Source organism: Nocardiopsis flavescens (assembly GCF_900141985.1).
GTDB classification, from domain to species: Bacteria; Actinomycetota; Actinomycetes; order Streptosporangiales; family Streptosporangiaceae; genus Nocardiopsis; species Nocardiopsis flavescens.
The window spans coordinates 91,358-118,153 of sequence record NZ_FQZK01000008.1; the positions used below are offsets into that span (position 1 = coordinate 91,358).

Here is a 26,796-nt window from a genome sequence, read left to right on the forward strand (position 1 = left end):
GAGGAGAGATGACCGACGAGGGACGGGCCGACCGGGACGCGTTCCGCCCGGAGTTCACGGGCGCCGCGCCCCGGTTCGACGCCGAAACCGACGGACCGGTGCTGCACGTACCGGTTCTGCGGGGGGACGGGAGCCCGCTGGGCCGGCTGTGGGCGTCGCGGGACGGGGCCGCCGCGGGGTTCGTGCCCGTGCCCGGCGCCGCGGGGCTCAACGCCAAGGGCGCGTGGGTGCGCCGCCTGATCCAGGCCCGGGCGGAGGGCCTGGACGCCCTCGGCGCCCTGGCACGCTGGACCGGGGCCCCGCAGGACGACCGGGCGGGGGCGGTCCCCCCGGAGAGCGCGCCCGAGCGCGCCGACCGCCTGCGGGACCTGCCCGAGCCCTGATCCGGGAGGGGTCCCGGGCACCGCTGCGACCGCTGGAGACGAGAGGAAGTGAGGACGCCCATGGACGGTGGACGCTCCCAGGAGGACGGGTACCGCGCGGACCCCGGCGGGCCGGCGGCGGACCCGCCCGGCGGCGCGGAGGCGCACGCGGGCGCCGGGGGCGGCGCGTTGGACCGGTGGAGCGACGAGGCGCTGGCGCCGGAGCTGGTCGGCCGCTCCTACGCCCCGGTCACCGCCGGTCCCGTGCTGTACGTCCCCGTGTACCGGGACGGCGGCCTCATCGGGTACCTGTGGGCCTCCGAGACCGAGGAGGCCGGCGACTTCCAGCCCCTCCTCCCGCCCGACGTCGCGGGCAACGTCGCCCGCGGCTGGTGGACGATGGAGCACGTGCGCCTGCGCGGCGGGGGGCTGACCGCCCTGGAGGCGCTGCGCTCCTGCGCCGGCCGGGTCGACGATCCGGTGGGGGGACGGGTGGACGCCGACGCCCCCGAGTCCCGGGCCGCGGGCCTGGCGGAGCTGCGCGCCCTCGCCCGCCGCTGAGGCGGGCGGCCGGACGCGCCCGGAAGGGCCCGGCGGCTCCGTTCCCCCTGACCGCGGCACCGTCGCCGGGCGGGTCCGGGGCGAGGACCCGCACCGCCGCGAAGCGTTCCCCGGAGCGCGCGGCGCGCTCCGGCCGGGGCGGTGGCCGGCCGCCCCGGCCGGGCGCCCGCGGGTTCGGCGGGCGGTCGGGGCCGCGGGCCGTGTGGGCCCCGCCCGGCCAGGCCCCACCGGCGGACCCGGCCGGCCGCCGGGCGCACCCGCCCCTCCGGGCCCCGGGCACCGACCGGAGACCCCCGCAAGGTCCGCGCCGCCGACCGCGCGACCGCACGGGGCACGGCCGGCCTCCGGGCGCACCCACCTCCGCCCCTTCTTCCTCCCCCGTGCCCGGGACGGCGCGAGCCCTCCCCGCCCCGGCGGAGCCGCTCCCACGCGTCAGCCGGCGCCGCCCGCGTCCCCGGGCGGGCGCCCCTCCTCCTGGAACCGGTACCCCAGGCCCGGGTCGGTGAGGAAGTAGCGCGGGCGCGGCGGGTCGGGCTCCAGCCGCTGGCGGATCTTGGTCATGAACACGCGCAGGTAGTTGGTCTCGCGCTCGTACTCGGGCCCCCACACCTCCCGCAGCAGCTCGCGCTGGGTCACCAGGCGCCCCCGGTTGCGCACCAGCACCTCCACGATGTGCCACTGGCGGGGCGTCAGCCGCACCTGCTCCCCGCCCCGGGTGACCTGCTGCGCGGCCAGGTCCACGGTGAAGTGGCCGGTCTCGACCACGGCCCCCTGCCCGGCGGCGGGCGCGGTGCGGCGCAGGGCGGCGCGCACCCGGGCGAACAGCTCGTCCATGCCGAACGGTTTGACCACGTAGTCGTCCGCGCCCAGGTCCAGGGCCCGCACCTTCATCTGCTCGGTGTCGCGCCCGGACAGGACCACGACCGGGACCTGCGTCCAGCCGCGCAGCCCGCGCAGGACGTCCAGCCCGCTCATCCCGGGCAGGCCCAGGTCGAGCAGCACGAGGCCGGGGTGGTGGTGGGCGACGAGCCTGAGCGCGTGCTCGCCGCTGTCGGAGAGGTAGGGCGTGTACCCGCGGGCGCGCAGGTTCAGCTCCAGGGTCTTGCGCAGGCGGGGGTCGTCGTCGACGACGAGCACCGTGGGAGGTGCCTCGTTCCCGTCGCTCATGGTCGGTCCGTTCTTCGTGTGTCCGGTGCGGCGGGGTCTCCCCCACCGCACCGATCGTAGGAAAGGCACGGCCGCTCCGCCCGCAGGCGACCGCGGGTGCCGGCCGGTGTCAGTCCGCGGCCCGGTCCAGGGCGAGGTTGAGCCCGAGGACGTTCACCCCCGGCTCGCCCAGCACCCCCAGCGCCCGCGGCACCGTGTGCTCCCCGACCAGGGCCCGCACCGCGGCGGCGTCCAGGCCGCGGGCCCGGGCGACCCGGTCTGCCTGGAGCCGCGCGTTCTCCGGGGAGATGTGCGGGTCCAGCCCGGAGGCGGAGGCGGTCACCGCGTCGACCGGGACCGGGGCGTCCGGCGCCAGGCCGTTGGCCCCGCGGTAGGCCGCGGCGCGGGCCGCCACGTCGGCCGCCAGGGCCGGGGCGGAGGGGCCCAGGTTGGAGCCCCCGCTGTCGCGGGGGTCGTGGTCCACGGCCGAGGGGCGCGGGTGGAAGTACTCAGGTCCGGTGAACCCCTGGGCCAGGAGCGCCGAGCCGACGACCTCCCCGTCGCGCTCGACGAGGGACCCGTCCGCCCGCTCCGGGGCCAGGACCTGCGCGATCCCGGTGACGGCCAGCGGGTAGGCCAGGCCCAGGACCACGGTGGCCACCGCCGTCATGGCCAGGGCCGCGAAGAGCTGGCGCAGCATGTCAGATCACTCCCAGGGCGCTGATGAGCAGGTCGATGAGCTTGATGCCGACGAACGGGGCCACCAGGCCGCCCAGCCCGTAGACGAGGAGGTTGCGGCGCAGCAGGGCCGCGGCCGACAGGGGCCGGAACGCGACGCCGCGCAGGGCCAGCGGCACCAGGGCGACGATGACCAGGGCGTTGAACACCACCGCCGACAGGATCGCCGACTCGGCCGAGGCCAGCCCCATGACGTTCATCCGCTCCAGCCCCGGCAGGGAGGCGGCGAACATCGCGGGCAGGATCGCGAAGTACTTGGCGACGTCGTTGGCGAGGGAGAACGTGGTCAGCGCGCCGCGGGTGACGAGCAGCTGCTTGCCGATGTGGACGATCTCGATGAGCTTGGTCGGGTCGGAGTCCAGGTCGACCATGTTCCCGGCCTCGCGGGCCGCCTGGGTCCCGGTGTTCATGGCCACGCCCACGTCGGCCCGGGCCAGGGCGGGGGCGTCGTTGGTGCCGTCCCCGGTCATGGCGACGAGGGCGCCGCCCTCCTGCTCCCGGCGGATGAGGGCGAGCTTGTCCTCGGGCGCGGCCTCGGCCAGGAAGTCGTCCACCCCGGCCTCGCGGGCGATCACCGCGGCGGTCCCGGGGTTGTCGCCGGTGACCATGACGGTGCGGATGCCCAGGGTGCGCAGCTGCTCGAAGCGCTCGCGCATGCCGGGCTTGACGGTGTCCTTGAGGTGGACCACCCCCAGAAGCCGGGCGGGCGCGCCCTGGGCGGGGACCTCGGCGACGGCCAGCGGCGTGCCGCCCCGGTCGGAGACGTCCTGCGCCAGGGCGCGGAGCCGGTCGGGGACCTCGCCGCCGTTCTCGCGCGTCCAGCGGGCGACGGCGTCGACGGCCCCCTTGCGCACGCGCCGGCCGCCGTCGTCCAGGCCGCTCATGCGGGTCCGGGCGGTGAAGGGGACCGGGACGCCGCTCTCCCCGGAGGCGTCGCCGGACGGGCGGCCCGCCGCGGCGAGGTCCACGATCGAGCGCCCCTCCGGGGTCCCGTCGGCCAGGCTGGAGCGGCGGGCCGCCTCGGCGAGTTCGGCGTCGGGGACGCCGGGCAGGGACAGGAACTCCGCGGCCCGCCGGTTGCCGAACGTGATGGTGCCGGTCTTGTCCAGGAGCAGGGTGGTGACGTCCCCGGCGGCCTCCACCGCCCGCCCGGAGGTGGCCATCACGTTGCGGCGCACCAGCCGTTCCATCCCGGCGATGCCGATCGCGGAGAGCAGGGCGCCGATGGTGGTGGGGATGAGGCAGATCAGCAGGGCGATGAGCACGACGGGGTCCTGGCGCGCCCCGGAGTAGGCGGCCAGGGGCTGGAGGGTGACCACGGCGACGAGGAAGACGGCGGTGAGCCCGCACAGCAGGATGGTCAGGGCGACCTCGTTGGGCGTCCTCTGGCGCTCGGCGCCCTCGACCAGGGCGATCATCCGGTCCAGGAAGGTCTCGCCGGGCGGGGTGGTGATGCGCACGACGATCCGGTCGGAGAGCACCGTGGTGCCGCCGGTGACGGCGGAGCGGTCCCCGCCGGACTCTCGGACGACCGGGGCGGACTCGCCGGTGATGGCGGACTCGTCGACGGTCGCGATGCCCTCGACGACGTCGCCGTCGCCGGGGACGACCCCTCCGGCGGAGACCACGCACTCGTCGCCGACCCTCAGCTCGGTGCCGGGCACGCTCACCAGGGTCCCGTCGGGGGTGCGGACCAGGGCCTCGGTCGCGCTGCGGGTGGCGCGCAGGGCGGCGGCCCGGGCCTTGCCGCGGCCCTCGGCCAGGGCCTCGGCGAAGTTCGCGAACAGCAGGGTCGCCCAGAGGAAGAGGGTGAGGAGCCCGCCGAACGCGGCCCGGTCCGTCTCACCCCCGAACAGGGCGGCGGCGGACAGGACGGTGGCCAGGGCGCTGCCCAGCAGCACCACGAACATGACGGGGTTGCGGAACTGGACGCGGGGGTCGAGCTTGCGCACGGAGTCGGCCAGGGCGCGGCGCAGGAGCGGGGCGCCGAGCGCGCCGGGGCGGGCGCGGTCCGGCCCCGCCGCGGTGGCGGCGGTGACGGTGGCGGTGGCGGGTTTCGGGGTGTCGTTCACGGTGCGGCTCACAGGGCGAAGTACTCGGCCAGCGGGCCGAGGGTCAGGGCGGGCAGGAAGGTCAGTCCGGCGACGACCACGACCACCGCGACGACCAGCCCGCCGAACAGCGGGGTGTGGGTGGGCAGGGTGGAGACGCCCGCGGGCACCGGCCTCTTGCGGGCCAGCGACCCGGCGATCGCCAGGACCGGGATGAGGAGCAGGAAGCGGCCGGCCAGCATGGCGACGCCCGTCGTGACCGTGAACCACGGGGTGGAGGCGTCGAGCCCGGCGAAGGCGGAGCCGTTGTTGTTGGCGGTGGAGGCGTAGGCGTAGAGGATCTCCGACAGCCCGTGCGGCCCCGTGTTGTTCAGCGAGGCCAGGGCGGCGCCGTTGACGGCGGAGGCCGCCGCGAATCCGAGCAGGACCACCGGCACCGCCAGGAGGTACAGCACCACGGGCTTGATCTCGGCGGCGGTGATCTTCTTGCCCAGGTACTCGGGGGTGCGGCCGGTCATGAGCCCGGCGAGGAACACCGTCAGGAGCACCATGACCAGCATGCCGTTGAGGCCCACCCCCGCGCCGCCCGGGCTGACCTCGCCGAACATCATGTGCAGCATCGACAGCCCGCCGCCGAGCGGGGAGAGGCTGTCGTGCATGGCGTTGACGGATCCGTTGGAGGTGCCGGTGGTCGACGCCGCCCACAGGCCCGAGGCGGCGGCGCCCAGCCGGGTCTCCTTGCCCTCCAGGTGCCCGGCCGCCTGGTCCGCGCCCGTGCCGGCCAGCAGCGGGTTGGCGGCGCTCTCCAGGAGCATGACGGCGACGGACACCAGCGCCCACACCGCGAACATGGTGGCGAAGACCGCGCGGCCCTGGCGGCGGTCGCCGCACAGGTGGCCGTAGGCGAGGGCCAGGGAGAACGGGACGATGAGGATCGCCCACGTCTGCACGAGGTTGCTCAGCGCGGTGGGGTTCTCGAAGGGGTGGGCGGAGTTGGCGTCGAAGAACCCGCCGCCGTTGGTGCCCAGCTGCTTGACGGCCACCTGGCTCGCGGCCGGTCCGCCGGGGATCGCCTGGGCGGCGCCCTCGACGGTGGTGGCGACGGTGTGCCCGTTGAGGTTCTGGACCACCCCCTGCCCCACCAGGAACAGCGCCAGCAGGAACGAGAGCGGGAGCAGGATGCGGACCACGCCGCGGGTGAGGTCCACCCAGAAGTTGCCGACGGTTTCGGCTCCGCGGCGGGCGATGCCGCGGACGAACGCCGCCATCACGGCCATGCCCGCGGCGGCCGACACGAAGTTCTGGACGGTGAGCCCGCTCATCTGGGAGAGGTGGCTCATCGCCGCCTCGCCCGCGTACGCCTGCCAGTTCGTGTTGGTCGTGAAGCTGACGGAGGCGTTGAAGGCGGCGTGCGGGTCCAGGCCGGGCAGCCCCAGCGGGTTGAGGGGCAGCACCCCCTGGAGGCGCAGCAGCGCGTACAGGGCCAGGAACGACACCAGGCCGAAGGCGAGCAAGGAGAAGGCGTAGCGCGTCCAGTGCTGCTCGCGGCCGGGGTCCACGCCGCAGATCCGGTAGACCAGGCGCTCGGCGGGCAGGAACAGCCGGTCGCCGGGGGCCCCGCCGCCCCCGTAGACGGCGCCGGCGTAGCGGCCCAGGACCGGGGCGGTGAGGGCCAGCAGGGCGACGAGCGCCAGGAACTGGCCCCACGCGGTGGCGGCCATCAGAACCTCTCCGGGAACAGCAGGGCGGCCACCAGGTAGGCCGCCAGGGGGACCGCGAGGACGAGCGCGGTGGTCTCCTCCCAGGTCATCGGGGGTCCTCCGCTCCGCGGGAGGGGGCGTGCCCGCCGCCGGGGGCGGGGTCGGCCGCGGGTGCGCCGACGATGCGCGCGCATCCGCGGACGTAGGCGGCGCACAGGCCGAAGAAGCCCGTGGTCGCCAGGAGGAACAGTGTGTCCGCCATGTCCTTTTTCCTTGTCGGGGTCGCGCGGGGGCCGGCCGGCCCCCGCCGGCGCGCACCGCCGCTCGCGGTGCGCGCCGGACCGACTCTGCGACCGGCGGCGGGGGCCGGGGCGCGGCCGTAGCGGTTCCTTAGCGCCGACACGGGGGGATTTAGCGGACAATTAGCACCCAAGTGCCGCGCGTCACCCCGCTGACCGGCCACAATGGGTGCCGGAGGAGGCGCTGTGGCGACACGTGGTGAGCTTCGGGTGTACCTGGGCGCGGCCCCGGGGGTGGGCAAGACCTACCGGATGCTGGACGAGGCGCACCGGCGCCGCGACCGGGGCGCGGACGTGGTCATCGGGTTCGTGGAGTGCCACGGCCGGGTGATGACCGAGGCCATGGTCGACGACCTGGAGACCGTCCCCCGGCGCCGGGTCTCCCACCGCGGGACGGCCTTCGAGGAGATGGACCTGGAGGCCGTGCTCCGGCGCCGCCCGCAGGTGGTGCTGGTGGACGAGCTCGCCCACACCAACGTCCCGGGCGCGGGCGGCGGCAAACGCTGGCAGGACATCGAGGTCCTGCTGGAAGCCGGCGTCACGGTGCTGTCCACCCTCAACATCCAGCACCTGGAGTCGCTCAACGACGTCGTCGAGCAGATCACCGGGGTCCGCCAGCGCGAGACCGTCCCGGACGCCTGGGTGCGCGGCGCCGACCAGATCGAGCTGGTCGACATGACCCCCGAGGCGCTGCGCCGCCGGCTGGCGCACGGCAACGTCTACGCCCCGGAGAAGATCGACGCCTCCCTGGGCAACTACTTCCGGACCGGCAACCTGTCGGCCCTGCGCGAGCTGGCCCTGCTGTGGCTGGCCGGGCGGGTGGACGCCGAGCTGGAGAAGTACCGCTACGAGCACGGGGTCACCGACACCTGGGAGGCCCGGGAGCGGGTGGTGGTGGCCCTCACCGGCGGCCCCGAGGGCGAGACGCTCATCCGCCGGGCCGCCCGGATCGCCCAGCGCGGGCGGGGCGCCGACCTGCTGGCCGTGCACGTGGCGCGCAGCGACGGCCTCACCGGGGCCGACCCCGCGCTGCTGGCCCGCCAGCGCCTGCTGGCGGAGAGCCTGGGCGGCACCTACCACCAGGTGCTGGGCGAGGACGTGCCGCGCGCCCTCATCGCGTTCGCCCGCGGGGTCAACGCGACCCAGCTCGTGCTGGGCGCCAGCCGCCGGGGGCGCGTCGCCCGCATGTTCTCCCCCGGGATCGGCGCCACCACGGCGGCCCTGTCCGGGCCCATCGACGTCCACCTGGTCACGCACGAGCAGGTGGGGATGCGGGTGCGGGCCCGCACGGCGAGCCCGGTGTCGCGGCGGCGGCGCCTGGCGGCGTGCGCGCTGGCGCTCACGGCGCTGGTGGCGGTGGGGTTCGTGATGGGCCTGCCCTCGGACGAGGACAGCCTCGCCAGCGGGGTCGTGCTGGTCTTCGCCACGGTGACGGTGGTGGCCCTGGTGGGCGGTCTGTGGCCCGCGCTGCTGGCGTCGGTGTGCGGGACCCTGCTGCTCGACCTGCTGTACACCGAGCCCTACCTGGCCTTCACGGTGGCGCGGCCGCAGAGCCTGATCGCCCTGGCGGGGTTCGTGGTGGTGGCGGTGTCGGTGAGCCTGGTCGTGGACCAGGCGGCCCGGCGCACCCGGGAGGCGGCGCAGGCGGGGGCGGAGGCGCAGCTGCTGGCCACCGTCGCCGGCAACGTCCTGCGCGGCTCGCGGCCCCTGGAGGCGCTGATGGAGCGGCTGCTGGAGACCTTCTCCTTCACCTCGGTCGCCCTGCTGGAGCGGCGCTCGGAGGCGGCCGGCGGCCCCGGGCACCGGGCCGACCCCCGGGCCTGGGCCGTGGTCGCCTCCGCCGCGCGCGAGGGCGCGCACCCCTGCCCGGCGCCGGCCGGGGCGGACATCGACGTGCCGGTGGACGACCGGCTCACCCTCGTGGTGCGCGGGCCCGAGCCCGAGGCCGGGGACCGGCGCGTGATCGAGGCGTTCGCGGCGCAGGCGGCGGTGGCCCTGCGCCAGGAGCGGCTGGCCCGGGAGGCCGCCACGGTCAAGCCGCTGGCGGAGGCGGACCGGATGCGCACCGCGCTGCTGTCGGCGGTCAGCCACGACCTGCGCGCCCCGCTGGCCTCCGCCAAGGCCTCGGTGACCAGCCTGCGCAGCCGGGAGGTCGACTTCGGCGAGGAGGACCGGGAGGGGCTGCTGGCGCTGGCCGACGAGTCCCTGGACCGGCTGACGCGGCTGGTGACCGACCTGCTGGACATGAGCCGCCTCCAGGCGGGGGTGCTGGGCGTGGGGCTGGAGCCGCTGGCTCTGCGCGAGTCGGTGTTCGCCGCGCTGGCGCAGCTGGGCCCGGAGGGGGCGGCGGTGCGGGTGGAGGTGCCCGGGGAGCTGCCCGACGTGCGGGCCGACCCCGGGCTGCTGGACCGGGTGCTGGCCAACGTCGTCGGCAACGCGGTGCGTTTCAGCCCCGCCGGCCGGCCGCCGTCGGTGTCGGCGTCCTGGGGCGGCGACACGGTGGAGGTGCTGGTCGCCGACCACGGCCCGGGGGTCCCGGAGGAGGACCGGGAGCGGATGTTCGTGCCCTTCCAGCGGTTCGGGGACACCGACAACGAGACCGGCCTGGGGCTGGGCCTGGCGCTCTCGCAGGGGTTCGCCGAGGCGATGGGCGGATCCCTGGCCCCCGAGTCCACGCCGGGCGGCGGGCTGACCATGCGGCTCGTGCTGCGCACGGCCGCCGCGCGGGGCCCGGAGGGCGCACCGCCTGCGGAGTGAGCGCGGGCCGCGAGCCGCGGGTCGCCCCGGCCGGCCGGGGCGATGTCCGTGGGCGGCGCGGTCGATGCCCGCTCTGCCCGGCGTGCCGCTACGCAGCGGCGGCACGGACCGGGCCGCACCGCGGGGGCCCGGGGCGGCACGGCCCCCGCGGGGCGAGCCCCCGGGCGCACTCACGTGTGCGGGAGGGCGGCCCAGCGGGCGAGCGCGGAGGGGCCGGTGATCTCGTCGAAGCCGAGGCCGAGCGCGCCCCGGACCGGGCCGTCGGTGCCGTGGACGGCGTCGGCCACCGGCGGCGGGTCGGCGCGGTGGAACGCCATGAGGCCGGCGCGGTAGGCGGCGGCGAACGCCTCCGGTGCGGCGGCGCGCAGGCCGGGCGCGAGCCCGGCGACGGTGACCGCGTCGGGGTCGTGGAGGTTGACGAGCCCGGCGACGCCCGCCCCGAGCGCCCGGGCGGCGGTCTCCACCGCACGCCGGTCGCCGGCCGGCGCCGTCCCGGACCGGACCGCCCCGATGACGTCCCGGCCGTAGGCGAGGGGGTCCGCGGGCTCGGGGTCGCCGCGGTAGCGGGCCAGCGCGCGGCCGTCGACCAGAAGGTCCCAGCAGCCCCGCGCCCCGCAGGGGCAGGCCAGGGCCGGGTCCCCGAACGGCAGGTGCCCGTACTCGCCCCCGGCCCCGCGGGCGCCGGTCACCGGGCGTCCGCCGACCAGCAGCGCGCCGCCGACCCCGACGGCGACCAGCAGGTGCAGGGCGGCCCCGGCCCCCCGGGCCGCGCCGCCGCGCGCCTCCGCGATCCCCCCGAGCGTGGCGTCGTTGCCCACGAGCAGCGGAACCCCCGGGACGGCGGCCGTGCCGCCCGCCAGGACGCCGAGGTTGGCCTCGTGCCAGCCGCGGGTGGAGAACTGCAGCAGCCGGGTGCCGCTCACCGCCCCCGCGACCGCCGCGACGACCGCCCGGACCCGGCCGGGCTCGCCGCGCGCCGCGGCGTCGACGGCCGCGGCGACCTCCGGCAGGAACTCCGCCGGGTACCGGTCGCCGTAGGAGCCCGCCGCCACCTCGGCCACGGCGCCGCCGAGGTCGCCCAGCAGGACCCGCCAGCCCCCGGCGCCCAGGTCCGCCACGGCCGTGAGCGGTCCGCGCGGGTGCGCGCCCAGGGAGGTGGTGGGCCGCCCGCGCCCGCCCCGCCCGGCGCGGTGCTCGGCCAGCAGGCGGGCGCCGCGCAGCCGCTCGACCAGCTCGGCCGCCGCGCCGCTGGACAGGGCCAGGCGCTCACAGGCCGCGGTGCGGGCGATCCCGGGCTCGGCGTGCACCAGGCGCAGCAGCTCCGAGGCGGTGGACCAGCGCAGGCGCGCCGAGCGGGGCATCCGGTCTCTGTTCACCGCTGGTGGTCCTTTCGTCCGGGCAATATACTCGTGCTCCGAGTAAAGTACCGCGCGACGGCCCCCGCCGCCCGCCCCGCCCGACCGCCGCCCCGAGGAGGCCCGATGACCGCGGACCGACCCGCCCGCACAACGCTGGAGGTCGAGGCGGTGCTGTTCGACATGGACGGCACCCTCGTCGACTCGACCCGGGTCGTCGAGGACCTGTGGGCGGTGTTCGCCGCACGCCACGGCCTGGTGCTCGCCGACCTGCTCGCGTACTCCCACGGCCGGCGCACCCGCGACACGCTCGCCCGGTTCCTGCCGCCGGGGCACGACATCGAGGCGGTGGCGAAGGAGCTGGAACGGACCGAGGCGGACCGGGTCGAGGGCATCACGGAGATCCCCGGCGCCCGCCGCCTGCTGGAGGCGCTGCGCGGCGCGCGCACGGCCGTCGTCACCTCCGCCCCGCGCGACCTCGCCGAGGTGCGGCTGGCCGCCGCGGGCCTGCCCGCCCCCGAGGTCCTGGTCTGCGCCGAGGACGTGGCGGCCGGCAAGCCCGACCCCTCCGGCTACCGGGACGCCGCGGCGCGCCTGGGCGCGGCCCCGGACCGGTGCCTGGTGCTGGAGGACGCGGACGCGGGCATCCGCGCGGGCGTCGCCTCGGGGGCCCGCACGCTCGTGGTGGGCGCCCACCGCTCCCCCGCGACCCGGGACCTGGACCGGGTCCCGGACCTGCGCGTCGTGGAGGTGTCCGTCCTGGACGGCGGCGCCGCCCGCCTGACCTGGCCCGGCACCGCCGCCCGGTAGTCCGACCCCGGGGCCGCCGCGCGGCACCGCCGCGCTGAGCACGGGGCCCGGGATCCTCCGCCGGGTCCGCCACTGCGACAGGCGCGGGGCCCGGCCGGGCGGCGTCCCGGCGCCGCGCGTCCGAACCGCCCCGGACCACGCCACCGGGAGGAAGGCCCCGCACCCCGATGTCGCGGCCACCCGCCGGGACTTGGCCCGGGCCTGCCCTTCCTCAGCGCGTCCGGACCGGGACGGAGCACACCCGCACCGGACCGACCCGTCTCCGCCGACCGGCGGACGGACCCGCGTCCCGCCGCCCCGGCCGCCCGCCGGGACCTGAGCCGAAACGAGGCGCACCGGCACCGGACCGCCCCGGCCACCGGACCACGTCCGGTGCGTCCCGGGCGGGACAACGGGGCCGGACCACCCCGGACCGGGGCCACCGCGGCCTTCCCGCCCGTGCCCGGCCCCGCGAAGCAGGCGCGGGCGCGGCCCATGCCCCACCCGCACCGGCCACGCGCTCCCGCCGCCTCGACCTCCCCGCACCCCACGGCTTCGGGGGCGTCGCACACGCGCCCCTCCCCCGGGCCGGACCCGGTCTCCGCGCACCTCGGAACCCCGCGCTCTTCACACCCGTCCGGTCCGCCGCCCCACGGGAACAGACCCGCGACGACACCCCCGCCCGCGTTCACCGAGGTCGGCCAAGCGCAGCGGGCTCCAGCAGCCCGCGCTCAGCGCGCCGCCACCCCACCTCCGAAGCCCTCGGTATTCAGTCTTGCTATGTACCGGTAGTCAGCGCTACTATGCACTGGTACTCAGCGTGAGCGAGTAGTTGGAGGAGGTGCGCCGTGGACAGGCGGGCGACGGAGGCGCCCGGGGGAGTCCTGGAGGGCACCGTCCCGGCGGCCCGCGTACGGCCGCGAGACCACCGCGCGACTGCGGGACCGGGGCTTCTCCGGCATCGCCGGGGGCACCGCCCACGCACTGCCCGCCGCCGGGTTCGCGCGGCGCGGCCCGGCCGACGCGGAGAAGGCCCCCGCCGGGAAGGGGTCGCCGAACAAGGTGCACCCGCCCGACGCACAGGTCCGGGAACACCCCGAAGAATTCCGGAGGAACCGCATGTTCCTCGCGGAAAGGCTCGAAGGAATCCGAGAGGAAGGCGCATGACCGTGGCCGGAGAATGGATCGAGAAGATCACCGGACCGTTCGAGGACAAGAAGCGCTACAGGGAGTACAAGGCCCGCACCAAGCTGCTCCCCGAGAGCCACCGCACGGCGGTCGAGGCTCTGGACCGGTACCTCATGTACTTCGGGTCCATAGGGAAATCCGACGTCCTGCTGCGCATGGTGGACGACCTCATCGACCTCTTCGAGCGGGCGGCGGCGGACGGGACCCCGGTCCGCGACGTCGTCGGCGAGGATCCCGTGGAGTTCGCCGAGGAGTTCCTGGCGAATTACGCGGACGGCATGTGGATCAACAAGGAGCGCGACCGGCTGCGGCGGGCCGTCGAGCGCGCCGCCGGCGAGGAAAGCGAAAAGGAGGGGGAATCCCCCCGATGAACGAAAAGAATCCCCCCGCGATCCGCCTGCGCGGCCTGGAGAAGTCCTACAAGGACCTGCGGGTGCTGTGCGGGATCGACCTCGACGTGGAACGCGGCGGCGTCTTCGCGCTGCTCGGCTCCAACGGCGCGGGCAAGACCACACTCGTGAGGATCCTGTCCACCCTGCTGCGGGCCGACGCCGGTACGGCCACCGTCAACGGCTTCGACGTCGCCGGCCGGGCCGCGCGGGTGCGCGAGTCCATCAGCCTCACCGGCCAGTTCGCGGCGGTGGACGAGATCCTCAGCGGCCGGGAGAACCTCGTGCTCGTCGCCAGACTGCGCCACGTGGCGGACCCGGGCGCGGTCGCCGACGACCTGCTCGCCCGCTTCTCGCTGACCGGCGCGGGCGCGCGCCGGGCGTCGACCTACTCCGGCGGCATGCGCCGCCGCCTGGACATCGCGATGAGCCTCATCGGGAACCCGCCGGTCGTCTTCCTGGACGAGCCGACGACCGGGCTCGACCCGCAGGCGCGCGTCGAGGTGTGGGAGGCCGTCAAGGGGCTGGCCGACAACGGCACCACGGTGCTGCTGACCACGCAGTACCTGGAGGAGGCCGAGCAGCTCGCCGACCGGATCGCGATCCTGCACGAGGGCCGGATCATCGTCGACGGCACGCTGGAGGAGCTCAAGCGGCTGCTCCCGCCCGCCGAGGTCGAGTACGTCGAGAAGCAGCCGACCCTGGAGGAGATCTTCTTCGCGGTCACCGGCGGCTCCGAACGCGGCCGCCCGGCCCGCCGGACCGCACCGAGCGAGAAGTAGGGGACCGCGACCATGGCAACGCACTTCCTCAGCGACACCGCCGCCCTCACCGGGCGCACCATGCGCCACGTCACCCGCAGCCCGGACACGATCATCACGACCGCGGTCATGCCCATCGCCATGATGCTGATGTTCGTGTACGTGTTCGGCGGCGCCATCGACACCGGTCAGGGCGCCTACATCGACTACATGCTGCCCGGCATCCTGCTCATCACCGTCGCCTCGGGCATCGCCTACACCGCGTTCCGGCTCTTCACGGACATGCAGGGCGGGATCTTCGAACGCTTCCAGTCCATGCCGATCGCCCGGTCGGGCGTGCTGTGGGCGCACGTGCTGACCTCGCTCGTCGCCAACGTCGTCTCGCTGGCCGTGGTCGTGGGCGCGGCCCTGCTCATGGGCTTCCGCTCCGACGCCGGGGCGGGCGCCTGGCTCGCCGTCGCCGGGATCCTGGTGCTGTTCACCCTGGCGCTGACGTGGATCGCCGTCATCCCGGGGCTATCGGCCTCGTCGGTGGAGGGCGCGAGCGCGTTCTCCTACCCGCTGATCTTCCTGCCGTTCCTGAGCTCGGCGTTCGTCCCCACCGAGACCATGCCCGGCCCGGTGCGCTGGTTCGCCGAGCACCAGCCGGTGACCTCCATCGTCAACACCCTCCGCGACCTGCTCGCGGGCGGGTCGGGCGGGGAGGACCTGTGGACCGCCCTGGCCTGGTGCACGGGCATCCTCGTGGCCGCCTACGCGCTGGCCATGGCCACCTACCGCCGGAAGATCTCCTGACCCCTCCCCCTGCCCCGGCACCGTCGGCCCGGAGCCTCCCCCCGGAAGGCTCCGGGCCCCCGCGCGCCCCGGGTGCGGATCACCTCCCGGCGGGGACGCGCCACGGACTCCGGGTGAGGCGGCGCAGCAGGGTCTCGGCCGGGCCGCGGCGCCCGGTGCGGCGCATCCACTCCGCCAGGGCCAGGGACACCGCCCACAGGGCGGTGGCGACGCACAGCCCCGCGGCGGCGCCGAGGTCGTCGGCCAGGCCCAGGGTGAACGGGTAGAGCAGCGCCACGAACACCACCGACTGGAACAGGTAGAAGGTCAGCGAACGGCGGCCCAGGGCGGCGACGGCGGTGGCGAACGGCCCGTCCACCGGCCGCAGGGCCCACAGGCCGACCAGCGCAGCCGCCGCGAAGCCGCCCGCGTGCCCGCTCAGGACGTGCAGCGCCGAGGCGGTGTGCAGGAGCGGCGCGGACTCGGTGGGCCAGAGCCCGGTGACGACCAGCGTGTGCGGCAGCCGCCCGGCGAGGGAGACGGCGCCCAGGACCACGGCGGCCCGCACCAGCAGGTCCCGGTGGCGGTGCGGCTCCTCCAGGACGCGCAGCCGGGAGGCCGCGATGCCCAGGACCAGGGCGGGGAGCACCGTCACCAGGGAGAGCAGCGTCTCCAGCGGCCAGCCCGCCTGGAGGTTGCCGAGCACGTGCGCGAGGGGGCCCTCGGCCATCATCGGCGCGAGCGTGGCCGAGACGCCCGAGCGCTCCAGCAGCACCGTGGGGACCGACAGCATCAGCACTCCCGGGACGGCGGTCAGGGCCCCCGTCCACACCAGGGTGGACGTGCGGGCGCGGACCAGCGGCGCGACCAGGAGCAGGGCCGTGCCGTACACGGCGACGATGTCGAGCGGGAGCAGCAGGGTGTGCAGGAACCCGATGAGCAGCAGCACCGCGCCGCGGCGGCGCAGTAGAGCCCGGGTGTCGGGCCAGTCGCTCCCCCGCTGGGCCTCCCGGCGCACGAGCTGGCCCAGGCCGTAGCCGAAGAGCAGCACGAACAGCAGGCGGGCCTGGTCCTCGGCCAGCAGCGTCGCGGTGAACAGGGCCGCGCGGTCGAGCGCCCCCGTGCCCCAGTGGGCCAGGAGCGGGGGCGTGTGGGCCACCGCGATGGCGAGCAGCATGACGCCGCGGGCCAGGTCGGGGGCCGGGGAGCGGTCCCCGGCGGCGGGCAGGGGCGTGGAGGCGGCCGGAGGGGTGGTGGCCATGGGGGGAGGTGCCTCTCTGGTCCGGTTCGGGCAGGGGGTGGTGTCGCCGACGGCGGGTCGGGGTGGCGTGGGGGGACGCGCCCCGGCCGGGCGTCCGTCGGTCCGCGACGAAGGCCCCGCGCCCACCGGCACGGCTACCGCGGCCATCCGCGTCCGGGCAGGCCCCGTCCCGGGCGGGCCCGCAGGTGCGGACGCCTCCCTCGCGGACCCCGGTCCCGGTACGGGTCGGCGCCGCCGGCACGGACCCGGCACGCCCCGGGCGCGGCGGGCGGCGGACTCCACGCAATTCCCTCCCCTTTCGGAGCGCGACGGGGAAATCACCCTGCGAGGGGAAAGGGAATCCCGTCTCGAAAATACCTCCCGGCACCCGGGAACCGAAAAATCCGAGCCCAGCGCCGGCGCCGTGTCCCGGGAGAGCAGCGCATCCTGCGGGCGCCGGCCTCGGGGCCACCCGCCCCGCCGATCGCGGCTCGGGAAATGCACGACGTACAGGAATGCGCGGGGAACGCCGTCGAATCCGCGCCACTCGGGAAAGCCCGCCCGGCGATTCCTGCTGTTACACTTCCGCACCGGTCCGGGCCGGCCGGGGACCGCGGGGTTCCGGTCCACCGCCCCGGGACCGCCCTCCCCGTCCCGCCCACCGTGCAGCACACGGCGGCGGACACCCGGCCGCCGCGAAGAAAGGTTCGTGATCACGCATGCCCGCCCCCCTGGACCGCCTCCCCCACCGCCTCCTGTCCCCGGAGACCCGGCTCCCCAAGGTGTCGCTGTGGGAGCGCGCCGCCGCGTCCGCCCGGCAGATCCGGGAGGCGTCCAGTGCCCGGCCCTTCGACGCCGCGGCCTTCTGCCAGGCGGCCAACCGCGGAGCCCTGGCGATGGCCATGGCCGGTGACACCGCCGAGAGCGAGCGCTCCTGCGGACGGCAGGCGCGCATCCTGTTCGCGCTCATCCGCGACGGCTCCCTGCCCGCCGCGGAGCTGCCCCGGATCCTCCAGCCGTGGATCAACATCGGCCGTTTGCGGGTGATCCAGGGCCGCTGGGAGGAGGCGCTCGCCCACTTCCCCTCCCCCGAGTCCCTGCGCGACCCCCGGTTCTTCGAGGGATGGCCGGCCGGGACCGGGGGCCTGACCCCGGAGGAGGCCGACCTCCTCCTCGGCTCCGCCGAGGGCAGGGCCTTCGTGGTGGACACCCACGTGGCGGAGACCGCCAAGGCGTACCTGCGGGGCGGCCGGGCGGACCTGCTGGCCGCGCACGTCGAGCGCTGGCGCGAGGCCGCCGACCACCTCCCCCACCTGCACGAGGCCGACGCCCTCCTGGCCCTGCACGGGGGGCGCCCGCTGCCCGCCCCCGGCCGCGGGGACTCCCCCGCCCTGACCGACGCCGCCGTCGAGGTCCACGCGGCCGGGGCCGACCCCGGCCGGGCGGGGCGGCTCACCGGGGTCCTCGACCTGCTGGACTCCGAGCCCGGCGACGCCGACCTGGTGACGGTGCTCCTGGCCGGGGCCGGGGTGGTGGCGGAGCACGGCCGGGCGCAGGACGCGTGCCGGTTCCTGCGCCGGGCGGCGGACGTCAGCCGCGCCATCGGGGACGAGGCCGACCTGTTCAACGCGCTGACGGCGCTGGGGCGCCTGGACCCGGACTCGGGGGCCGCCGAGGAGGCCGGGGAGGTGGCGGCCGACAGCGGGTACGCGTTCGTCCGGGCCCGGACCGGCCGGGCCCCGCTGCCGCCGGTGGCCGACGAGCCCCGGCTCGCGGTGCTGCGGGAGAGCGAGATCGAGGCGCAGGCGAGGGTGGCCGCGCCGCTGGGCACCGGCTGACACCCCGCGTTCCGGTCCTGCCCGTGTCCCCGGGGGACCGCCGGGCACCACTGCCCGCCCCGACCGCTCGCCCCCGGGCACCGCCCCGGGGCCGTGGCCTGCACTCCGGTCACACCCCGGTGCCCGCTCCGGTGCGCCACCCCGCACGGTCGTACCGGAGGTGCCGGGAACGGCCCGGAGCCATGCGCCGCCACCCCGCGCGGTACACCGGCGAGCGAGGTGAGCGGCCCGGAACCGGCACCGCCCTCCCGTGCGGCACACCGGGGCGCGGCAGGCGGCCCGGAACCGGGCGCCACCGCCCCGCACGGGCGTGCCGGGGGACAAGGTGAGCGATCCGAGGCCCGCGCAGGCCCCTCCCCGGCCCCCACCCGGTCCCGCCGGCGGGACCTCCTCCCCCGGGGCTCCACCGCCCCCTCCCCTTCCGCGGAGCCCTGCGCCGCCGCGTCCTCGCACCAGCACCGAGGCCCCACCCGGAGCCGGTCACCGGACGTTCCCCTGGTCGTCACGGGGATCGCGCCGACCGTTGCCCTCCCTGGGGTCGCATGGTCCTCGGAGCCCGTCGACGGCTCCGGGGACGGGACGCGCCGGCCCCCTCCCCCGCCCGGAGCGGGGGACCGACCGCCCCTCCCGGCGCCCCCGCCGGGCGGGACCGGGCACCCGGTGGCGTCGGCCCGGCGCGGGCGCCGTCCCCGCAGTGCCCGCACCGGTGTGGAAGGAAGGACAGCCGTGACGGAGATCGAGGTCCCGCGAAGGTCGCGCAGGAGGTCGGCCCGGGTGACGACGCCCGCGCCGACGGTGTCGCTGGTCATCCCGGCCTACAACGAGGAGGCCACGATCGAGCGCTGCGTGCTCGCCGCCCTCCGGCAGACACGGCCGGCCCTGGAGGTCATCGTGGTCGACAACCGCTCGACCGACGGCACGGCGGCCATCGTGCGGCGCCTGGCGCGGGCCCACCCCGACGCGGGCATCCGGCTGCTGTCCCAGTTCGACGCCCAGGGCCTGGTCCCCACCAGGAACGCCGGGTTCGCCGCGGCGCGGGGCGAGGTCCTGGGGCGCATCGACGCCGACTCCGTGCTCTCCCCCGCCTGGGTCGAGAACGTCTCCGACGCCATGGCCGACCCGACCGTGGGCGCCCTCACCGGACCGGTCACCTACTACGACGTGCCCGTGTTCCGCTCCTCCCCCGTCTCCGACGACCTCGTGCGGCGCTCCCTGTGGCACCTGGGCAGGCGCTGCCCGTTCCTGTACGGCAGCAACATGGCGATCCGGGCGCGGGCGTGGGAGGCCATCGAGCACACGGCCTGCCCGGACCACGACGACCTGCTGCACGAGGACATCGACCTGGCCGTGCACCTCAAGCAGACCGGTATCCGCGTCGCCTACTCCCCACGGATGCGGGCGGGGGTCTCCGCCCGCCGCCTGGAGTCCACCCCCTCGTCGTTTCGCGCGTACACCCACCGCTTCGACGCCACCTACACCAGCCACGGCATCGACCACTGGACGCTGCGGGCGCCCCGCCACCTCCTCCAGGGGCTGTTCTGGGGGCTGCGCTCGGCGTCGACCCTCACTCCGTCCTCCCGCCGGGAGCACGTGTGAGCCCCCGTGTCCCGGTGGCCGACGGCCCCCCGGGCGGGGACACCCACCCGGTTCCCCGCCGCCCGCCGGGCCGCGACGGCCGGTCCGTGTCCTGCTGAACCCCCGTTGCGCTCACCCTCCACCGTCCGTAGCCGCCCCGCCCCGACCGGCGGCCCGCGGCCGTGGCCTCCCTCCCCCTCGGGGACGGCCCACGGCCGCGGACTCACCACCGCACCCGGCGCCCGGCGCCCCCTGGACGCGGACCCCGGCCCGTGCACGACCACGCCCGGCCGGAGCACGTCCGCGGTGTGCGAGCCCGTCGGCATGCCGAACGCCGTGCAGCTCCATCAGGCACTCCCGCTGGTGGAACGCCGGCACGCGATCATCGAGCACCTGCGCGCCCGCCGCCCCGAGCCGACGACGGTGCGACGGCCGGCCGACCTCATCGGCGTCAGCCCGCACACGATCGAACGCGACGCGGCCCGGCTGCGCGAGGCGGGCATCCCGCTCGAAACCGTGACGGGCCTGCACGGCGGCTACCGGATCAGCGCGCGGACCCACGACCTGAGCGTCTCCCTGTCACCGGGCGAGGTGTCCGCCCCGCCGTCCGCGCCGGTGGCGGTCGGCCCGTTCGGCTCGGCCGGCGCACAGAGCGCCTTCGCCAAGCTCACCGACGCCCTGGCCCCCTCCCGAGAGTCCCCCGGAACGCCGCCACAGCCCTGACGGCGTTCCCGCTTACGTTGGTCGCATGGACACCATCGAAGCCGAACTCGACGACTACCTCACCCGCTACGCGGCCACCCTCACCGCCTACGACTCCCGGGCCGCGGCCGACCTGTGGGGAAGCCCCGGCATGATCCTCACCGACCGGCAGGGCGCGGGCGTCCTGGAGTCGCGCGAGGCCATGGCCGCGGGGCTGGAGCGGTCCTACCCCCTCTACCGCAGGCTCGGCCTGGCCTCCGTCGGATTCGAGCGGCTGGGCCACGAACGGCTCAGCGACGCCGTCTTCCTGGTCCGGGTGCGCTGGCTCTTCCACGACGGCGACGGTCGGCAGATGACCGACGGCTTCGCCGCCTACGTCCTGCGCCGGGGCGAGGAGGGGTTCCGGGCCTTCGTGTGCGTCCCCGCCGACGATGCCGAGAAGCTCCAGGCCCTCGCGAAGGAGAAGGGGGTCGACCTCTTCGGGTAGGCCTGCGGCCGGGGGGCGGGGCGGACAGCCGCCGGGCGCACGGGCCGAGCGGTGCACCGGCCCCCTCGGGAAGGCGGGGCCCGCCCGCTTCCCGGCCGCCACCGCACCGGACAGGGAAGTTGTGCGCGGCCACCGCACCGGCCTCCCGGGGACGACCGGCCTCGCGAGGCGCTCGAACTCCGGCCGAGGGGTCCCGGACGCGCCCCTGCCCCCCGGGCCGGACGCTCCGCGCCGTCGGGCACACTGGCCGGACGACCATCCCAGGGGAGGACGGATGAACGAGGCGGCGATCCGCGTCTACGGGGCCGACTGGTGCCGGGACTGCCGACGCACGAAGAAGCGGCTCACCGAACTGGCCGTGCCCTTCGAGTACATCGACGTCGAGCACGACCCGGCGGCGACGGAGCGGGCCCGGGAGATCTCGGGGCGGACGAACATCCCGGTGGTCGTCTACCCGGACGGGACCCACCAGGTCGAACCGGCCGACGCCGAGGTCGAGGCCAGGCTCCGCGAGCTGTCCCTGCTCTGACACCGCGGCGGCGGTCGCGCCTGCGCGACCGCCGCCGTCCCGGCCCACGGGCCCCCGGCCCGGCCGGACCCCGGCCGCCGCTCCCCGCCGCCGTCCCGGCGACCGGCCCGCCGTCAGCCCGACCGAACCCCCTGCGACCTGCACTGTCATCCCCACCCGGGGTGTTCGCCCCTGACCGAACACCCCGACGGCAACGGCACGACCGCGTGACCTCCGCTCACGTCACCCAAAAGGCCGTGCGCCTCCCCCGCACCACCAAGGGATAAAAGTCCGCTCCGACCGCACCGATACGGCACGCTATGTCCCAGTGGCTTCCCTTCATCCCGGGGCGGCGTGCGAACCCGGCGACGTCACCGGTCTCCGCCGTCGGTCGCGGGAACCCGGTTCTGAGTGCCCGGCGGTCCTGTGCGAACGACACGGTGGCCGCAACCCCCTGAAAGCCGGGGTGTTGCGACCACCACGGGAACCCGGGGACCGGACGGGCCCCTGCCCGGGTCCCCGACCGGGGACCCGGGTCCGTCAGCGGCGCGGCTCCCACCGGAAGATCCGCACGGCCAGGGCGACGGCCACCACGACCCAGGCCACGGTCGGGGCCAGCAGGAGCAGGGAGTCCGCCACGGGCGCCCCGCCGTTCCAGGCGTCCACGACCAGCTCCGCGGCGGCACCGCCGGGGAGCGCCCGCTTGAGCACGGTCAGCTCCTCCGTCCCGGTGAACCCCACCCAGCCGGACACCGCCAGCACGCCCAGCAGGACCGGCAGGGTGGTGACCTGCGCGTGCTCGGGCGAGTTGGTGACCCCGGCCGTGGCCAGGGCCAGGCCGGTCATCATGACGACCGTCGCCAGGACCGCCGCCCCCAGCAGCAGGGCGTGGGCCGGTGGGGAGGCGACCACGGACAGGACCGCCAGGATCACGGTCACCTGGACGACCGTGATGGCGGTGACCGGGAGCAGCAGCCCCGTGAGGATGCGGCCGTCGTCCACCGCCGTGGAGCGCAGCCGCTTGAGGAAGAGGTTCTGGCGGCGGGAGGCGAGCGTGGTGACGGCCGTGGTGTACAGCCCCATCACCACCACCAGGAACACCAGCACCGCGGCGACGCCGCCGACGTCCAGGAACGGGATCCTGTCCTGCACGTACATGTAGAACGCGCTGGCCGCGGCGGGCATGACCAGCATGGTCACCAGCACCAGCCGGTTGCGGAAGATCTGGATCAGCTCACCCTGAGCGATCGCGAGCATGGCGTCATCCTTTGACTGGGGTTCGGTTCGGGCTGCGCGGGCCGCGCGGTCACTCGCCGTCGAGGGCGCGGAAGACGTCGTCGAGCCGGGTCGGCCCGGCCTGGAGGTCGCGCAGCTCCACCCCGTGGTCCCGCGCCCAGTCCAGGAGGACGTGCAGGTCCTTCTGCAAGGCCGGGGTCTCGACGAGGAACGTCCCGCCGCCCTCCGGTACGGCCGGCAGCGGCAGGTCCGGGGCGCCGGCCGGCGGGGAGAAGCGGATCGTGGCGGGCAGCGCCCGCGTCAGCTCGGACACCGTGCCCTCCCGGCGCAGCGTGCCGCGGTGCATGAGCCCGATGCGGTCGGCGCGCTGCTGGGCCTCCTCCAGGTAGTGCGTGGTGAGCACGACCGTGGCGCCCTCCTCACGCAGCCGGTCCACCGCGTCCCACAGGGCGTCCCGGGACTGGATGTCCAGGCCGGTGGTGGGCTCGTCCAGGAAGACCAGCTCGGGTGTGCCGTACACGGCGGTGGCGAAGTCGAGTCGGCGCTTCTCGCCGCCGGAGAGCTGCGACACCCGGGTGCCGGCCTTGTGCGCGAGGCCGACGACGCCGAGCAGGCGCTCCACCCGGTCGGTGCGGCCGGTGAGGCTCCCGATCAGCCGGACCGACTCCCGCACCGTCAGGTCCGGCGAGAAGCCGCTCTCCTGGAGCATGGTGCCCACCCGGGGCCGGACCTCGCGGCGGTCGCGCGGGTCGCGCCCGAAGACCCGCACGGCGCCGGACGTGGCGGGGCGGTGGCCCTCGACGGTCTCCAGCGTGGAGGTCTTGCCGGCCCCGTTGGTGCCGAGCAGGGCGTACAGCTCCCCCCGCTCCACCTGGAAGGAGAGGTCCTTGACGGCGTGGAAGTCGCCGTATTTCACGTTCAGGTCCCGAACGTCGATGACTGGTGCAGTGGCCATACGCCCAGTACAGCCGCAGCCGCCCTCCCGCGGCAGTCGCACCGTGTCACCTCCGCACCGTGACGTTCGTGCCGGAGGGAGGTGACACGGCGGCACTGGCGGCGGGCGCCCCCGCCCGGCGGGCGGCGCCCGGGCGCCCGGGCGGGTCAGCGCGGGTCCTCCACCGCGCGCTCGCCGTCCGGGCCGCGCAGCCTGCGGTACGCGCCGGGGTTCACCCCCACCTCGCGCCGGAAGATCGTCCTGAAGTTCACCGGGGAGCCGAACCCCGTCTCCGCCGCGATCGCCTCGACCGTCCGGTCGGTGGACTCCAGCAGCCGGCGCGCGGCCGTGATCCGCCGCAGCGTCACCCACCGCATGGGCGGCAGCCCCGTCTCCCGGGTGAAGTGCCGGATGAGGGTGCGGCGCGACATGCGCCCGTGCTCGGCCAGGGCGGCGACGGTGAGGGGCTCCCCCAGGCGTTCGTCCGCCCAGGCGAGCGTGGCGCGCAGGTCCCGGCGGCTGTGCGGCGCGGCGGTGCTGTACTGCGCCTCCCCCGCCGCGCGGGCCGACGGCACGACCACCTCCCGGGCCGCCTCGTCGGCGGCCACCGTCCCGAGGTCGGCCTCGATGAGGTACAGGCAGGTGTCGATCCCGGCGGCGGCCCCCGCCGAGGTGAGGATGCGCCCGTCCACGGCGAGCAGCCGGTTCCCGGCCACCTCCACGTCCGGGAAGGCCTCCCGGAGGAGGTCGGCGTAGTGCCAGTGGACGGCGGCGGTACGGCCCGCCAGCAGCCCGGCGTCGGCGAGCGCGAACACGCCGGTGCAGATGCCCACGATGCGCGCGCCCCGCGCGTGGGCGGCGCGCAGCACCTCCCGGTGGCGGTCGTCGACCGGCAGGTAGGGCTCCCCGTAGCCCGGGACGACCAGGATGTCGGCCTCCGCCGCGTCCCGGAGCGTGTGGGTGACCGCGATCCCGGCGGGGGCCGCGTCCCGCGGGTCGCCGCAGACCAGGACCCGGTACGCCGGCAGGCGGCCCAGCATGTGGACGGGTATGGCGACGTCCAGCGCGTACAGCCGCGGCATCGCGAGGACCCCCACCGTCACGGACTCCTGTTCCCCCATGCCCCGCACTCCCCCCTGGCACGATCCCTGCCGTGGACGGCACTCCTCGGTCTGGTCCGTCCTCCGGCGGCTCCGTAGCGTTTCCAGCGAACACGGAGGCGACCGAACAGGTGGAGGACCATGTCCGGCAAGAATAAGACCGAATCCCACGGGGTGCCCTGGGAGGAGGGCTACGGGTACGTCCAGGCGCTGCGGCACGGGGACACCGTCTACATATCGGGCCAGGTGGCGCACGAGGGCGCGGACCTGGTCGCCCCCGCCCCGGTGGACGCCGACGGGCGGGTGACCGACTTCCGCAACACGGCCGCGCAGATGCGCCGGTGCTATGTCAACGCGGCGCTGCTGCTGGAGCGGTTCGGCGCCTCCCTGGACGACGTCGTGGACGAGGTGATCTACGTGGTCGACGCCGCCGAGGGGAACGCCGTCGCGGGCACCGTGCGCAAGGAGGCCTACGGGCGGCCCGACCCGCAGGTGGCGAGCACGCTGGTCGGGACGCCGCGGCTGGCCTTCCCCGAACTCCTGGTGGAGATCAAGCTGGTCGCCCGGCTGTGAGCGCGGTCGTGCCGGGCGCCCGGGCCGGGCGTCCGGCACGGCACCCCGCGGGGGCACGCCCCGGCCCCGGGGCCCGGCGGGCGGGGACGCGGGGCGCCGCGGGAACCGTGTCGGTGGGGCGGGCTAACCTGGCGCCGCCGACGGGAACGGGAGGGCACGCGTGGACGATCCGCACGCCGTGAGCGCCTGCGTGGTGCTGCGCGAGCGCCCGCCCGCCGCCGTCCTCATGGCCCTGCACCGGCTGCTGGGGCTGGGCGTGTCCGAGGTGGCGCGCCGCGCCGGGTCGGGCGCCCCGCTGCTGCGGCGCGCGCTGTTCGGCAACGACCACCCGGAGGCGGCCCGGCTCCTGCGCGCGGTGCTCGACCTGGTGTCCCCCTACCGCCACGAGGTGCACGAGTGCGTCGGCGGCGCCGGCCCGGGGCCGGCGACCCGTACCGACGCGGCGGCCCTGCTCGCGGTCCTCGCCGGGGCCGCGGGCGCGCCCGACCCGCCGCGGCCGGTCCCCGACCCGGCGCTCACAGGGGTGATCGCCGCGGCCACGCGCGCGGCGGTCGCGGACCTGCGCGCCCGGCACCCCGAGGACTTCTACGCCTTCGCCCTGCTGACGACCGGCGAGGCGCTGCCCCCGTACCCGGCGGCGCTCTCCACCGAGGGCGTCGCCCGCACCGGCGGCGACCGCTGGAGCCTGCCCGACGGCCCGTATCCGGTGTGGGGCCACGAGGAGCACTTCGGCGCGGTCGTGGGCGCGTTCGAGGCGCGCGGCGACCTGTTCTCCTTCTCCTGCGGGCCCGCCCGCGACGCCGAGTACGCGGCCCGGCTCGCGTCGATGGAGGAGGCGCTGCGCCTGCTGGACGCCGAGGGGTTCTTCGGTGCGGGCGCCGACCGGCGCGGCGTCCTGCTGCTGTCCGGGACCCTGCCGCCGGACCCGGGGGACGCGGGGGCCGTCCGGCGGCTCAACCCCGCCGGTCCGCTGCGGGACTCCTGGCTGCGCGAGGCGTCCGAGGGCCCCGCCCTGCGGGAGGACGCCCGCACCCGCGCCGAACTGGAGGCGCACCGCGGAGCGCTCGCACCGGCGCCCAACCCGGCGGTGGCCGGGGTGTGGCGGTGCACGCCCGGCCTGTACCTGCCGGACGGCACGGCCGTGTACGGCCCGCACTCCCTGGCCGAGCGCAACGCGACCGCCGAGGTGGACCGCTACGCGCCCGGCTGGGTGCTCGTCGGTGACGACGGCGGTGGGCGGGGGCTTCTCATGCGCCGGACGGGGCCGGGTTTCGACCCGGCCGCGGGCCGGGAGTCGGCGGAGGTCTTCCTCCTGGACCTGGGGGCGCTGTGCCCCGGCGTCGCCGCCGAGGGCGCGTTCCTCACCGACGACCTGGCGGGCCTGCTCGCCGGGCGCGCGGAGCACGCCGCACCCTGACCCCGCCCGTCCGCCCGCCGCCGCCCCGGACGGCCCGCGGACACGCGGGCTCCCTGTGCCGCGACCGCCCGTGGCGGCGGGCCCGCCTCCCGAGGGCCTGCGGGCGCGGGCCTCCCACACGTGCCCCTCCCCCGGGCCTTCGCGGCCCCGTCCGCGCCGGGCCGCCCCGGGACACGGGAGGGCCTGCGGCGAACCGGCTCCGGCCCGCTTCCGGGCGCTGTCCTCACCTTTCTCCCCTCCCGCACCGTGAACCCCGTGTTTCCCCGGAGTTGACGAGATGCAAAGAATGATACAGCCTATACACTACAGGCTGTGA

At 76.4% G+C, this 26,796-nt stretch carries 25 protein-coding genes; 14 read left to right on the plus strand and 11 right to left on the minus strand.

From position 1 onward, the window contains the following. Positions 1 to 8: 8 nt before the first annotated feature. Together BUE45_RS14995 and BUE45_RS15000 are read left to right on the plus strand one after the other, a co-directional pair. Positions 9 to 383, plus strand: coding sequence for a hypothetical protein (locus BUE45_RS14995; protein WP_245833214.1), 375 nt, complete (start codon positions 9 to 11; stop codon positions 381 to 383). A gap of 60 nt (positions 384 to 443) precedes the next feature. Next, positions 444 to 923 carry a hypothetical protein gene (locus BUE45_RS15000; protein ID WP_073379943.1) on the plus strand — a complete coding sequence of 160 codons (480 nt, stop codon included), beginning with the start codon at positions 444 to 446 and terminating at the stop codon, positions 921 to 923. Between the two features lie 432 nt (positions 924 to 1,355). Here the strand turns inward: BUE45_RS15000 and BUE45_RS15005 are convergent, their stop codons facing one another. The 6 genes from BUE45_RS15005 to BUE45_RS32545 form a co-directional block, all read right to left on the minus strand. Then, entirely contained in the window at positions 1,356 to 2,090 is a 735-nt protein-coding gene (locus tag BUE45_RS15005; protein WP_073379944.1) for a response regulator, read from the minus strand. Between the two features lie 109 nt (positions 2,091 to 2,199). Continuing rightward, complete coding sequence (gene kdpC, locus BUE45_RS15010) at positions 2,200 to 2,769, minus strand: potassium-transporting ATPase subunit KdpC (RefSeq protein WP_073379945.1); 570 nt, start codon at positions 2,767 to 2,769, stop codon at positions 2,200 to 2,202. A 1-nt stretch (position 2,770) separates the two neighbouring features. After that, positions 2,771 to 4,891: a potassium-transporting ATPase subunit KdpB gene (gene kdpB / locus BUE45_RS15015; protein ID WP_073379946.1), complete on the minus strand. Its 2,121-nt coding sequence runs from the start codon at positions 4,889 to 4,891 to the stop codon at positions 2,771 to 2,773. Continuing rightward, positions 4,888 to 6,579 carry a potassium-transporting ATPase subunit KdpA gene (kdpA, locus tag BUE45_RS15020; RefSeq protein ID WP_073379947.1) on the minus strand — a complete coding sequence of 564 codons (1,692 nt, stop codon included), beginning with the start codon at positions 6,577 to 6,579 and terminating at the stop codon, positions 4,888 to 4,890. Before kdpA ends, kdpB begins: the two co-directional genes overlap by 4 nt. Beyond that, positions 6,579 to 6,668, minus strand: coding sequence for a K(+)-transporting ATPase subunit F (kdpF, locus tag BUE45_RS15025; RefSeq protein ID WP_073379948.1), 90 nt, complete (start codon positions 6,666 to 6,668; stop codon positions 6,579 to 6,581). Before kdpF ends, kdpA begins: the two co-directional genes overlap by 1 nt. Next, on the minus strand, positions 6,665 to 6,820 hold the full coding sequence (locus BUE45_RS32545) for a hypothetical protein (protein WP_178378548.1): 156 nt from the start codon (positions 6,818 to 6,820) through the stop codon (positions 6,665 to 6,667). The genes kdpF and BUE45_RS32545 overlap by 4 nt, the downstream gene beginning before the upstream one ends. A 223-nt stretch (positions 6,821 to 7,043) precedes the next feature. Here BUE45_RS32545 and BUE45_RS15030 point away from each other — a divergent pair, with 223 nt between their 5' ends. After that, positions 7,044 to 9,614, plus strand: coding sequence for a sensor histidine kinase (locus tag BUE45_RS15030; RefSeq protein WP_281256350.1), 2,571 nt, complete (start codon positions 7,044 to 7,046; stop codon positions 9,612 to 9,614). A gap of 170 nt (positions 9,615 to 9,784) precedes the next feature. Here the strand turns inward: BUE45_RS15030 and BUE45_RS15035 are convergent, their stop codons facing one another. Continuing rightward, on the minus strand, positions 9,785 to 10,990 hold the full coding sequence (locus tag BUE45_RS15035) for an ROK family protein (protein WP_218619547.1): 1,206 nt from the start codon (positions 10,988 to 10,990) through the stop codon (positions 9,785 to 9,787). A gap of 105 nt (positions 10,991 to 11,095) precedes the next feature. Here BUE45_RS15035 and BUE45_RS15040 point away from each other — a divergent pair, with 105 nt between their 5' ends. The 4 genes from BUE45_RS15040 to BUE45_RS15060 all read left to right on the plus strand — a co-directional run bounded on the left by BUE45_RS15040 (position 11,096) and on the right by BUE45_RS15060 (position 14,891). Continuing rightward, positions 11,096 to 11,779 (plus strand): HAD-IA family hydrolase, encoded by a 684-nt coding sequence (locus BUE45_RS15040; protein WP_073379951.1) that lies wholly within the window; start codon positions 11,096 to 11,098, stop codon positions 11,777 to 11,779. A gap of 1,142 nt (positions 11,780 to 12,921) precedes the next feature. Beyond that, entirely contained in the window at positions 12,922 to 13,317 is a 396-nt protein-coding gene (locus tag BUE45_RS15050) for a DUF1048 domain-containing protein (RefSeq protein ID WP_073379952.1), read from the plus strand. Beyond that, complete coding sequence (locus tag BUE45_RS15055; protein ID WP_073379953.1) at positions 13,314 to 14,117, plus strand: ABC transporter ATP-binding protein; 804 nt, start codon at positions 13,314 to 13,316, stop codon at positions 14,115 to 14,117. Before BUE45_RS15050 ends, BUE45_RS15055 begins: the two co-directional genes overlap by 4 nt. A 12-nt stretch (positions 14,118 to 14,129) precedes the next feature. Next, the gene (locus tag BUE45_RS15060) at positions 14,130 to 14,891 is read left to right on the plus strand and encodes an ABC transporter permease (RefSeq protein ID WP_073379954.1); all 762 of its coding nucleotides are present in this window, start codon (positions 14,130 to 14,132) and stop codon (positions 14,889 to 14,891) included. Between the two features lie 79 nt (positions 14,892 to 14,970). Here the strand turns inward: BUE45_RS15060 and BUE45_RS15065 are convergent, their stop codons facing one another. Then, positions 14,971 to 16,131: a DUF418 domain-containing protein gene (locus BUE45_RS15065; protein WP_073379955.1), complete on the minus strand. Its 1,161-nt coding sequence runs from the start codon at positions 16,129 to 16,131 to the stop codon at positions 14,971 to 14,973. Positions 16,132 to 16,829: 698 nt separating this feature from the next. Here BUE45_RS15065 and BUE45_RS15070 point away from each other — a divergent pair. The 5 genes from BUE45_RS15070 (at position 16,830) to BUE45_RS15090 (ending at position 21,241) form a co-directional block, all read left to right on the plus strand. Beyond that, positions 16,830 to 17,948: a hypothetical protein gene (locus BUE45_RS15070; RefSeq protein ID WP_073379956.1), complete on the plus strand. Its 1,119-nt coding sequence runs from the start codon at positions 16,830 to 16,832 to the stop codon at positions 17,946 to 17,948. Between the two features lie 726 nt (positions 17,949 to 18,674). Further along, on the plus strand, positions 18,675 to 19,544 hold the full coding sequence (locus BUE45_RS15075) for a glycosyltransferase family 2 protein (RefSeq protein ID WP_218619548.1): 870 nt from the start codon (positions 18,675 to 18,677) through the stop codon (positions 19,542 to 19,544). Between the two features lie 303 nt (positions 19,545 to 19,847). Then, complete coding sequence (locus BUE45_RS15080; protein WP_073380063.1) at positions 19,848 to 20,246, plus strand: helix-turn-helix transcriptional regulator; 399 nt, start codon at positions 19,848 to 19,850, stop codon at positions 20,244 to 20,246. Positions 20,247 to 20,271: 25 nt separating this feature from the next. Continuing rightward, a complete protein-coding gene (locus BUE45_RS15085) occupies positions 20,272 to 20,712 on the plus strand; it encodes a hypothetical protein (RefSeq protein WP_073379958.1) in 441 nt (146 codons plus the stop codon). A gap of 274 nt (positions 20,713 to 20,986) precedes the next feature. After that, a complete protein-coding gene (locus BUE45_RS15090) occupies positions 20,987 to 21,241 on the plus strand; it encodes a glutaredoxin family protein (RefSeq protein WP_073379959.1) in 255 nt (84 codons plus the stop codon). 519 nt (positions 21,242 to 21,760) lie between these two features. On the opposite strand, the gene BUE45_RS15095 is transcribed toward BUE45_RS15090, so the two are convergent. The 3 genes from BUE45_RS15095 to BUE45_RS15105 form a co-directional block, all read right to left on the minus strand. Next, entirely contained in the window at positions 21,761 to 22,477 is a 717-nt protein-coding gene (locus tag BUE45_RS15095) for an ABC transporter permease (protein ID WP_073379960.1), read from the minus strand. Positions 22,478 to 22,526: 49 nt separating this feature from the next. Next, positions 22,527 to 23,411 carry an ABC transporter ATP-binding protein gene (locus BUE45_RS15100; protein ID WP_073379961.1) on the minus strand — a complete coding sequence of 295 codons (885 nt, stop codon included), beginning with the start codon at positions 23,409 to 23,411 and terminating at the stop codon, positions 22,527 to 22,529. Between the two features lie 146 nt (positions 23,412 to 23,557). Then, entirely contained in the window at positions 23,558 to 24,511 is a 954-nt protein-coding gene (locus BUE45_RS15105) for a GlxA family transcriptional regulator (protein ID WP_073380064.1), read from the minus strand. A 120-nt stretch (positions 24,512 to 24,631) separates the two neighbouring features. On the opposite strand from BUE45_RS15105, the gene BUE45_RS15110 reads away from it, so the two are divergent. After that, on the plus strand, positions 24,632 to 25,063 hold the full coding sequence (locus BUE45_RS15110) for a RidA family protein (protein WP_073379962.1): 432 nt from the start codon (positions 24,632 to 24,634) through the stop codon (positions 25,061 to 25,063). A gap of 160 nt (positions 25,064 to 25,223) precedes the next feature. Continuing rightward, positions 25,224 to 26,480, plus strand: a complete 1,257-nt coding sequence (locus BUE45_RS15115) for a DUF4303 domain-containing protein (RefSeq protein ID WP_073379963.1) — start codon at positions 25,224 to 25,226, stop codon at positions 26,478 to 26,480. Positions 26,481 to 26,796: the final 316 nt, after the last annotated feature.